The 10380-nt window shown below is 70.3% G+C and carries 6 protein-coding genes; 3 read left to right on the top strand and 3 right to left on the bottom strand.

Annotated elements, in window-relative coordinates; translation table 11 throughout:
* A partial coding sequence (locus PPSIR1_RS40240) for an AAA family ATPase (protein ID WP_006977084.1) occupies positions 1-1953 on the bottom strand: 1953 nt, incomplete at its 3' end.
* Between the two features lie 293 nt (positions 1954-2246).
* On the opposite strand from PPSIR1_RS40240, the gene ftsY reads away from it, so the two are divergent.
* The 3 genes from ftsY (at position 2247) to PPSIR1_RS40225 (ending at position 6606) form a co-directional block, all read left to right on the top strand.
* On the top strand, positions 2247-4025 hold the full coding sequence (gene ftsY / locus PPSIR1_RS45325) for a signal recognition particle-docking protein FtsY (RefSeq protein ID WP_006977083.1): 1779 nt from the start codon (positions 2247-2249) through the stop codon (positions 4023-4025).
* Between the two features lie 468 nt (positions 4026-4493).
* Positions 4494-5570, top strand: a complete 1077-nt coding sequence (locus tag PPSIR1_RS40230) for a porin family protein (protein WP_157596494.1) — start codon at positions 4494-4496, stop codon at positions 5568-5570.
* 7 nt (positions 5571-5577) lie between these two features.
* Positions 5578-6606, top strand: a complete 1029-nt coding sequence (locus PPSIR1_RS40225; RefSeq protein WP_006977081.1) for an outer membrane beta-barrel domain-containing protein — start codon at positions 5578-5580, stop codon at positions 6604-6606.
* 219 nt (positions 6607-6825) lie between these two features.
* Here the strand turns inward: PPSIR1_RS40225 and PPSIR1_RS40220 are convergent, their stop codons facing one another.
* Positions 6826-7359, bottom strand: coding sequence for a hypothetical protein (locus PPSIR1_RS40220; protein WP_157596493.1), 534 nt, complete (start codon positions 7357-7359; stop codon positions 6826-6828).
* A gap of 161 nt (positions 7360-7520) precedes the next feature.
* Positions 7521-10380, bottom strand: a 2860-nt coding sequence (locus PPSIR1_RS45320; RefSeq protein ID WP_006977079.1) for a sigma-54-dependent Fis family transcriptional regulator, incomplete at its 5' end; no start/stop codon positions are given.

Below are 10380 nucleotides of genomic sequence, written 5' to 3'. Positions count from 1 at the left end.
GGGCGCGCTGGGGTCGGACCACGCGATGGGCTTGCCGGCCGCGCTGGGCTGGGCCCAGCCGACCCCGCCGCTGTCCTTGGGCAGGAAGGTCGTGCGCCCTTCCTCGAGCCGCTTGAGCAGCTCGACCCCGCTCGCGCCGGCGACGGGGCCGTCGACGACCACGCCCTGGAGGCGGTCGCCGAGCATGGCCGAGACCGCCGCCTCGAGGTGCGCGGGGGCGTTGATGTAGTCGGCCATGATGCCGTGGATCTGGGTCGCGGGCTTGGGCGCGTCGCCCAGATCGGCGCCGGGGCTCGGCATGAAGCTCGCCCCTGCCCCGCCGCTCGCCGAGCCGCCCAGGCCCGCCGCGGCCGACAGCTCGGCCCCGATCTCGGCCAGCTGCTCGCGCTGCTCCATGACCACCTGCACGCCGCCGTGGCAGGCCTGGTAGCGCGACTGGATCTCCTCGAGGGACTGGAGCCGGGAGCGGGCCCGGAGCAGCTCCTTGCGGGCCGTCTCGACCTCGACCTCGGCCGAGCGCAGCTGCTCGCGCAGCTCGGAGCGCTCGCGGTCGAGGAGCACCCGACGCTCGCGCAGCTCGCCCACGCGCTCGCCGGCCTCGGTGAGGGTGCGCTGGGCCTCTTGCAGGCGGTTGTCGTCGCTGTCGTCGCTGGCCTCGAGCTCGCCCAGCTCGGCGCCCATGGTCTCGACGCGCTCGCGCAGCTCCTCGATGGACTCGGCCCGGGACAGCAAGGTGGCCTCGAGGGAGGCGCTGCGCGAGGACACCCGGCCGCGCTCGCCCCGGGTCCGCTCGAGGGCCTCGCGCTCGTGGCGAAGGCGCAGGGCCAGGTCGTTGAGCTCGGCCTCGAGGGTCTCGCAGCGGGCCTCGAGCCCCTCGCCGCCCTCGTCGTCGGCCCCGAGCTCGGCGCGCTGGGCCTCGACCTCTTTGTGCTCGGCCTCGAGGCTCTCGAGGGAGCGCTCGACGGCTTCTTTTTCGGCCCGGCTCTGCTCCGCCGAGCGGCGCAGCCCGTCCTGCTCCTGGAGCTTGAAGCGGCGGTCCTGCTCGATGAGCTGGATGCGGTTCTCGAGGTCGTAGAGCCGCTGCTGCTCGTGCTGCAGCTTGGACTCGGCCTCGCGCAGGGCGACGCGCTCGGCCTCGTGGCGGGCCTCCCGGGTCGCCGACTCGTTGCGCAGATCCTCGACCTGCTCCTCGAGCTCCGAGCGGCGCCGCTCGAGCACCCGCGCCGTCGCGCGCAGCTCGAGCAGCTTGTGGCTCGCGTGCCACAGCTCGAGGTCGCGCAGCTCCGTGCGGTAGCGCTTGTAGCGCTCGGCCTTTTGGGCCTGGCGCTTGAGCGAGCCCAGCCGGCCCTCGAGCTCGCCGATGACGTCGGTGACGCGCAGCAGGTTCTGGCGGGTCTGGTCGATCTTGCGGGTCGCCTGGACCTTTTGCTGCTTGAACTTGGTGATGCCCGCGGCCTCGTCGATGACCTTGCGGCGGGTCTCGGGCTTGGAGGTGACCAGCTCGCCGACGCGGCCCTGCTCGATGATCGAGTAGCCGCTCTTGGCGGAGATGCCCGTGCCCGCGAGCATGTCGTTGATGTCGCGCAGGCGGCACGGGACCTTGTTGATCAGGTATTCGCTGGTCCCGTCGCGGTACAAGCGCCGACTCACGGCGATCTCCGCGAATTGATGGAAGGCCGAGGGCCCGTCCCCCTCGCTCTCGAAGGTGATGGTCACCTCGGCCATGCCGGCCGGGCCGCGAGTGCTCGAGCCCGCGAAGATCACGTCGGCCATGCCGCCGCCGCGCAGGTGCTTGGCCCGCTGCTCGCCCAGGCACCAGCGGATCGCGTCGACGATGTTCGACTTGCCGCAGCCGTTGGGCCCGATCACGGCCGTGACGTGGTCGTCGAGGACCACGACCTCGCGATCGGCGAAGGACTTGAAGCCGATGACCTCGATCTTCTTGATTCGCATGGGTGCATGCCCCGAGGTGGGGCGCTCTCGGATAGCAGAGTCGGGCCGGAGCGGGGAAGTGCTCCCGGCCGATCTCGGGGCCGATCTCCGTTGTGGAGATCTTGGCAGATCTCAGGGGATCTGGGGCGATCTCGGCCTCATCCTGGTGACGCCCGCGCAACGAAAGCCCGCTGGGATCGGCGAGATGAGATCTCAAAAGACGCGATCTCCGACGCGATCCCCCGATTGAGGGCCCCAACCCCCGCGCCGTTGACGGGGGGTCCCGCGGGTGGCCTACTCCGCCCGAGGACGCGATGGACCCGATCATCTACTTCGTCGTCATTGCCGTGGCCGTGGCCGCGGTCCTGGCCGTGGTCCTACGGCCCAAGAAAGAGCTTCCGCCGGCCAAGGAGGCCGAGCCCCTGCCGCCCAAGGCGCGGGAGCCCAAGCCGGACGCCGACGCGCCCGCGGACGACGCCAAGGCCGAGCCCGACGCGCCCGCGGACGGCGCGGAGGCCAAGCCCGACGCCGACGCTTCCGAGGACCAAGCGCCCGCCAAGGACGCGCCGGAGGCCGAGGAAGACCCGGCCAAGGCCGACGAGGACGGACCCGACGAGGACGCCGCCAGCGACGCGCCGGCCGAGGAGGGTCCCAGCGACGACGCGGCCAAGCCCGCCGACGCCGACGCCGACGAGGCCAAGGCCGACGAGGCTGGCGACGAGGCTCCCACCGAGGAGGCCAAGCCCGCTGAGCCCGAGAAAAAGCCGGCCTTCCCGCGCTTTGCTCCACCACCCACCTTCGCGCCGCCGCCTACCTTCAAGAAGCCCGGCCTCGGCAAGCTGACGCCCCCCAGCGTCGCCAAGCCTGCCAAGAAGCCCGAGCCCGAGAAGGCGCCCGAGCCCGAGAAGGCGCCCGAGCCCGAGAAGGCGCCCGAGCCCGAGAAGGCGCCCGAGCCCGAGAAGGCGCCCGAGCCCGAGAAAGCGCCCGAGCCCGAGAAGGCGCCCGAGCCCGAGCAGGTCCCGGAGCCCGAAGAGGAGCCCCAGGCCAAGTCGCCGACTCCGGTCCCGATGCCGGTCGACAAGCCCAAGGTCCCGACCCGCGAAGAGCGCGAGGCCGCGGCCCTGGACGCCAAGAAGAAGCAGCGCGAGCGCTACCGGGCGGGCCTGGCCAAGACCAAGCGGGGCTTCATCGCCAAGCTCGCCCGCCTGTTCAAGGGCAAGCCCAAGGTCAGCGACGACCTCAAGGACGACATCGAAGAGGTGCTGTTCACCGCCGACATCGGCGCGCGCACGGCCGAGACCCTGCTCGAGTCGGTCACCTCGGAGCTGGATAAAAAAGAGGTCGCCGACCCCGACGCCGTCTGGGAGGTCATCCGCCGCAAGGCCCTCGACATCCTCGACATCGACGCCCCGGAGATCGACTACACCCCCGACCCCGGCCCCTACGTGCTGCTGATGATCGGGGTCAACGGCGTCGGCAAGACCACGACCCTCGGCAAGCTCGCCGCGCGTCACGTCGAGGCCGGACGCAAGACCCTGCTCGTCGCGGGCGACACCTTCCGGGCCGCCGCGGGCGAGCAGCTCGAGGTCTGGGCGCGCCGCGTCGGCTGCGACATCCACCTGGGCAAGGAGAACGCCGACCCGAGCTCGGTGCTCTTCGACGGCATCACCCGGGGCCGCGACGAGGGCTACGACATCGTCCTGTGCGACACCGCCGGCCGCCTCCACACCCGCAAGGAGCTCATGGCCGAGCTGGCCAAAATGGGCCGCGCCGCGACCAAGGCCCTGTCCAAGGGCCGCGACGAGGTCGAGCCCCACGACATCTTCCTGGTCCTCGACGCGACCATCGGACAAAACGCCCTCGCCCAGGCCCAGATGTTCAAGGAGACCATGGCCTTCTCGGGCCTGGTGCTCACCAAGCTCGACGGTACGGCCAAGGGCGGCGTGGTCCTCGGTGTCGTCGACGAGCTGAAGATCCCGATCCGCTACATCGGCGTCGGCGAGGCAGTCGATGACCTCCGACGCTTCGATCCCGAGGCCTACTGCGAGGTCCTGTTCGAGAACGAGCAGGACGACGAGCAAGGCGAAAATTGAGCGCGGCGCGGAGCTTCGTTCCTCCCATGGTCGATCCCGCACTCCCGCCCGCGAGTCTTGGCCCTTCGACCAAGCTGCCGCCATCCCCGCGACCGGGAGGCGGTGTGAGCGCAATTCTCGTAGTTTTGCCCTCGAATTGGACGCAAGGGCGAGATCGGCCCTGGCGCCAACGCCCCACTTCTCGCGCGAGCTGTCTTACATGGGGCGCGACCGCGCATGGCCACAACATACCTGCAAACCCAATGATTTCATTGACTTGGACGGCTCTTGACACTCGACAACCCGCTGCTAACAGCGGTTGTGAGAGCGCTTACCCTATGATACCGTCCGCGCCGAAATAGAAGGACGGACTTGCCGCCGACCGGCCTGTTCCCCCTTCTGAGTGCACCCCCACAAAGCAGTGCGATTCACGCACGAGGCTTTCGACCACCCGCACCAAATTCCAGCGAGTTGTCTCCAGAGGTGAGCATGCGACGAATTCTGATTGGCGTCACCGCGTTCGCGGCCTGCGCCTACTCTCTCCCGGCACTGGCCGCCCAGCCGCCGGAAGAGGGCGAGGTCATCGAAGACGATGAGGACCTCGTTCTCGATGACGAAGACGAAATGGACGCGGTGCCCGAGGCGCCCGCGGACGGAGCTCCCACCGACACGAGCTTCCTCGACGACCCAGGCGGCGATGCCGACGCTGCGGGCGCCGAGGTTGGTGGTGCCGGGGGTGAAGTAGGGGCTGCCAGCGCGGAGGTCTCTTCGCTGAGCGAGGATGAGCAACGGGAGATCGACGAAAAAGAGATCACCGTCATCCAGCCGCAGGCCTTCCTCAACGTCTACACCGACTCGAACACCAACAAGCTCAAGCGGCGCATCGAGCTGATGCCCCAGGTGGGTTTGACCATCAACGACCCCTACGTCCGTCACTGGGCCGTGGGCGCCGAGGTCAACATCTGGCTGAGCAACCGCATGGCGATCGGCCTCAACGGCACGGCCTTCTTCGGCGCTCGCACGCCACAGTACGACCGCATCCGCTTCCAGGAAGGTCTGCTGCTCACGGCGAACCGCACCCTGTGGCAGGCCAGCGTCGACTACCTGTACGAGCCCTTCTACGGGAAGATCGCGCTGTTCAACCAGCTGCTGCTCCACTGGGAGTTCTACACCCAGATCGGCGGCGGAGCGATCCACACCCAGAACATCCCCCGGTTCCAGGCGGTCCACCCGACCCCCTTCAACCACATCACGGGGCAGCTGAACCTGGGCTTCGGCGTTCGCTACTACATCCAGAACCTCGACTTCTTCTCGGTCAACCTGGGTGTCCGCACCTTCGGTTACTTCGAAGCCTACGAGCCCCTGGATCGCGGCGTCAGCACGGACCCCAACGCGGGCAGTGACTTCATCGACGACCCGAACATCAGCATCGGCGACGATCCGACGGCGGCCTACGAGAAGGCCAAGACGCAGCCGCTCGGTGAACGCCTCGCGTTCAACGTGATGTTCTACCTCGGGGCCTCGTTCTACCTGCCTCCGACCTTCGAGTACTCCTACCGCCGGTGAGTGACCAGTGACCGCGAAGAACAAGACCAAGTTCAACCGGAGCCGGGGCCTCGCAGGAAAGGCCTCGCTGTTGGCCGCTGGCGGCCTCGCCTGCGGGCTCTTCCTCCACGCTGGGGAGGCTCAGGCCAAGAAGCCTGGCGTCCTCGAGGGCAAGCCCGTCGTCGTCGACCGACTCGAGCTCCGCAAGCTCCGCTTCCAGATCACGCCGCAGATCGGCATGAGCCTGTCGCAGCCCTTCGTCCACAAGGGCATGGTGGGCGCCAAGCTGCGCTTCGACTTCACCGACTGGCTCGGTGTCCGGGCCAGCTTCATGTACGGCGTGCTCGACATCGACTCGAGCCTGCTCACCGCCCTCAACGAAGGCGGCCTGCCCGTCGGCACCGCCGACTCCTCGGGCACGCTGACCGCCGACGAGGCTGGCCAGGGGCCCTACCGCCCCAACGGCCAGCTCGACAACCCGGCGCCGCTCCTCCACGACTTCCAAGCAGGCCTGACCAAGGTCCAGTTCTCCGGCAGCGTCGACCTCGCGTTCACGCCCTTCTCCGGTAAGCTGGGTCTGTTCTCGGCCATCTTCACCGAGTACGACATCTACATCTTCGGTGGTCTGGGCTTCGTGAACTGGGCGCGGCATTACCCCGACGTGCAGTCGACCTCCGAGACCTTGCAGCTCGAGACCAACCCCGACGCCGTGGGCTTTTGTCAAGACCCGGGCAACGGCAACCAGACCAACTCGGACTGTTTGCTCCACCCGGTCACCGCCGACGACGGCTTCCGTCTCGGTGGCAGCTTCGGCGCAGGCGTCCACCTGTTCATCACGGACTGGATGAGCCTCAACCCCGAGATTCACGACATCGTCGTGGGCCACAACGACGCCGGTCAAAACGCGACCATCGACGACGTGCCCCCGCAGGTCGAGAACTCTGCTGGCCGCGACCGCGTGGCTCGCCACAACGTCACCTTCAACCTCGGGCTGACCTTCTACGTCCCGCCCAAGGCCAAGCGCAGCCGCCTCGAGCAAAAGCTCCGCAAGAAGTAGCCCTCGGCTACCCCGAAACGAACAACCCGCTGGTCGCCCAGCGGGTTGTTTCGTTTTTGAGCCCGAAGCTCGAACCAGCGCCCCCTTCTAGGGGGCGACCACATGCCCCCTAGCACCCACGAGCGACCCTGCCCGACGAGCGAAGCGAAGAGAGGACCTGCGCGAGCAGGTCCGCTGCAGCCCCAGTCCCCCAGCCCATGCGGGGGTCAAAACCAACCCTCAACAGCCGACGGTCCACTTTTCGAGGCACAGGCACGCGCCCATCTCGTCGGGCGCCGAGCAGTCCGGATCGCCGCAGGCCTCTTCCCCCTCGCGCAGCTCGACCTTGTAGTCGATGACCGATGACTCCTGCCCGTCGACCCCGTCGACGAACCAGGTCTCGAGGCAGTTGTCCTCGATGTCGACCAGCACGTCGTAGAAGTTGTAGACGGGGCCCTCGGTGAGCACGAAGTAGCCGCGGCTGGTGCCCTTCTCGAACAGGAAGGCCTGGGTGCCCTCGCCCGAGAAGCCGTCGGGTACGACGCCCTCGATGTCGATGGTCAGCAGGACCTCGTCGGCGAAGCTCGGCGGCGGCAGGGGGATGGTGATACCGCGCAGCGTGGGCGCGGGGACCAAGAGCGCATGCTCGACGCAGGCCGTGGTCACCAGCAGCCCGCCCAGCCCGAGGGCCGTCAGCGCGGCCGCGATCGCTCGCCGGCCCCGCCGGGGTGCCTGCCCATCTCGTCCTCGTCCTCGTCGCTCGCAGTCCGCCATGACTCGCCTATTCTCTTTCAAAGCAAGAATCGCTCCCAAATCGGGCTCAGTGATTTCGGTGGGTTGAGGGCCTCGACCAGCGTAGCGCGACAACGCCGATGGCACAGCCGCGACGTCGCTGGCAACTCCATTGGCAGAGCCGCAGCTGGCGCCTTCCCGGCTCACTCGCTCTCCTCGAAGCGCTTGAGCTTCTTTTGCAGGCCGTAGCGGCTCAGGCCCAGGAGCTTGGCCGCCTGGGTCTGGTTGTTGTTGGTCCGCTTCATGGCTCGGTCGATGAGCTCTCGCTCCAGGCGCTCGATCCGCGGGCGCAGCTCGAGGTCATCGGGATCGTCGACGCCCACGGCCGAGCCCTCGATGGCCGCCGAGAGATCCTCGACGACGACCTTGTCCTCGCACAGGGCCAGCCAGCGCTGGACCTCGTTCTCGAGCTCGCGGACGTTGCCCGGCCACGGGTAGGCGCTGAGCTTGCGCAGGGCGCTGGCGGTGACCTGCAGGGGCAGCTCGCCGTCGGCCGCCTCGCCTCGCCGCGCCCGCACCCGCTCGCCGTGACGCACGAGGAAGTGCTCGATGAGCGCGGGGATGTCCTCTCGACGCTCGCGCAGCGCCGGGAGCTCGAGCTTGACCACGTTGATCCGGTAGTAGAGGTCCTGGCGGAAGGTCCCCGCGGCGACCATCGCCTCGAGGTCGCGGTTGCTGGCCGCGATGACCCGGACGTCGACCTTGCGCGAGCGGTTCTCGCCCAGGCGGCGGACCTCGCCCTCTTGGAGCACGCGCAGCAGCTTGGTCTGCATGGCCGCGCTCGTCTCCCCGATCTCGTCGAGGAAGATGGTCCCGCCGTTGGCCGCCTCGAACAATCCAGGGCGCGTGCCCTGGGCCCCGGTGAAGGCCCCGCGGGCGTGGCCAAAGAGCACGCTCTCGAGCAGCGTCTCGGGGATGGCCCCGCAGTTCTCGGCGATGAAGGCCTCGCCGGCGCGGATGCCCGCGTCGTGGATCGCCCGGGCGACGAGCTCCTTGCCCGTGCCGCTCTCGCCGTAGATGACCACCGGGACCTCGGAGCTGGCCAGGCGGTCGATGAGGCGAAACACCCGCTGCATCGCCTTGGAGCTCCCGACCATGCCCCGGTACTCGCGGCGCTCGGGGGCCGAGCGCACGACCTCGCGGAGGTTGACGACCTCGGCCTCGCGGCTGGCGAGGAGCTCGGTCAGCTCGCTGCGCTGGCGCTCGAGGGTCGCCGCCTGCTCGCGGACCTCGGCCAGGGCGCGGGCCTGGGCCACGGCCAGGGCCGCGAGGTCCGCGAAGTCCTCCATGTGCGCGAGGTCCTCGGCGTCGAAGTTGCCCCGGCGCAGGCGGTGGTCGACGTAGGCCGCCCCCAGCCGCTCGCCCCGGAAGATCAGCGGCACGGCGAGGACCGAGCGGAGGTTGAGGTGGCTGATCGAGCGCGAGCCGTCGAAGCGATCGTCGCTGGCCGCGTCGACGCTGAGCACGGGCTCGCCGGAGGCCAGGACCTGCTCGATGACCGAGCGCGAGAAGCCGACGGAGCTCCCCTCGCCCGCGCTCGCCTGCTCCCCCTTCTGGGGCCCCTCCCAGGCCATCTCGCGGGCGACCTCCATGCGCGCGGGGCCGCGGCCGACACAGACCACGCCGCGCTCGGCGTCGGTCAGCTCCATCATCGCCTCGACGATCTGCTCGAGCAGGCGCTCGAGCTGGTCCTCCCGGGACAGGCGACGGAACACGCGCAGCAGGTGCGAGAGGCGATCGGCGCCGGGGCGGCGCGCCGTGGACCCGCGCGGCGTCGCGGCGCCCGAGGGCGCGACCTCCCCCTCCCCCGTCGCCTCCGCGGAAGGCTCAGACGGCGCCTCGGGCTCTGCGGCGGCGGGCGTCGAGGCCTCGGCGGCCTCGAGCTCGCGCACGAGCTCGCGCAGGGGCTGGGCTTCGCCGGCTTCGGACAACAGAGACTGGCGCAGGCTGCGACGATCGAGCTTCGAGGCGTGGTTCATGAAGGACTCCAGGTGGTTCAGGAGGCGGCCGGCCACCGACCCCGACAAGGCGTCGCCGACGTGGCCAAAGCGGTGCAGGGCGCCGAGCAGGGCGCGGTCGTAGATCCAGGCGAGCTGGGCCTGGCCGGCGTCGACCAGGGCCGTCGGCGAGGGCAGCTCGGCGAGCTCGCGGCGGGTCTCGACCAGGGCCGCGATCGAAGGCGCGAGCGCGAGGGACTCCACGGCCACGCCGACGCGCACGGCCAGCTCGCCCGCCCCCCCGGCGTCCTCGGTCAGCCGGCGCGCCGCGTCGAGGGCTCGTCGCGCGCCGTCGAGGTGGGCCCCCGCGTGCTCGCTCGAGGCCGCCGAGCGGCCCGCGGCGCGGAGCATGCAAGTCGCCCGCAGGTGGGCGTCGGCGGCCTCGCCCGCGACCCCGGCCGCCTCGAGGCTCGCGGCGCAGCGGGCGTAGCGTGCCCCCAGCTCGACGCGCCAGCCCTGGCGGGCCTGGGCGGTCGGGGGCGGGCGCGCGGCGTCGAGGTCGATGGCGACGCGCTCGAGCCGGGCCTGGTTGAGGGCCGAGACCTCCCCCGCCGCCGCGCACAGCTCCATGCTCGCCCGCCACAGCCGGCGGCCCTCGTCGACGGCGCCCACGGCCGCGAGGGCGCGGACGAGGTTGAACAGCGCGGCGGGCAAGGTCTGGACCTGAGCCCGGGCGAGGAAGCCCCGCAGCGAGCGGCGACCCAGGCTGAGCGCCTCGCCCAGATCGCCGGCTTCGAAGGCCAGGCTCGACAGGCTGCCCTCGACGAGGATGCGGCCGAGGCCCTCGCCGGCCCGGGCGAAGTCCTCGGCGGCGGCCCGGTAGCGACCCCGCGCCTCGACCCCCTCGCCCGCGAGGTGAGCCAGGTTGCCCTCGAGCTGGAGCACCCGCGCCCGGACCCCCGCGACCAGGGGCGTCGTGCTCGGGCCGTGCTCGCCCACGCACTCGTCGAGGGCCCGGCGCAGCCACGGGCTCGCGTCGGCGCCGACGTAGATCCGGGCCAGGGCC

This window comes from Plesiocystis pacifica SIR-1 (genome assembly GCF_000170895.1).
GTDB classification, from domain to species: domain Bacteria; phylum Myxococcota_A; class Polyangia; order Nannocystales; family Nannocystaceae; genus Plesiocystis; species Plesiocystis pacifica.
Note: the sequence above shows the minus strand (reverse complement) of the source record. Positions and strands in the feature narration are given on the sequence as shown.

Excerpts from the sequence above, each read along its gene's own strand:
- PPSIR1_RS40230 (WP_157596494.1), top strand. The coding sequence starts at position 4,494 with ATGCGACGAATTCTGATTGGCGTCACCGCGTTCGCGGCCTGCGCCTAC.
- ftsY (WP_006977083.1), top strand. The coding sequence starts at position 2,247 with ATGGACCCGATCATCTACTTCGTCGTCATTGCCGTGGCCGTGGCCGCG.
- PPSIR1_RS40220 (WP_157596493.1), bottom strand. The coding sequence starts at position 7,359 with ATGGCGGACTGCGAGCGACGAGGACGAGGACGAGATGGGCAGGCACCC.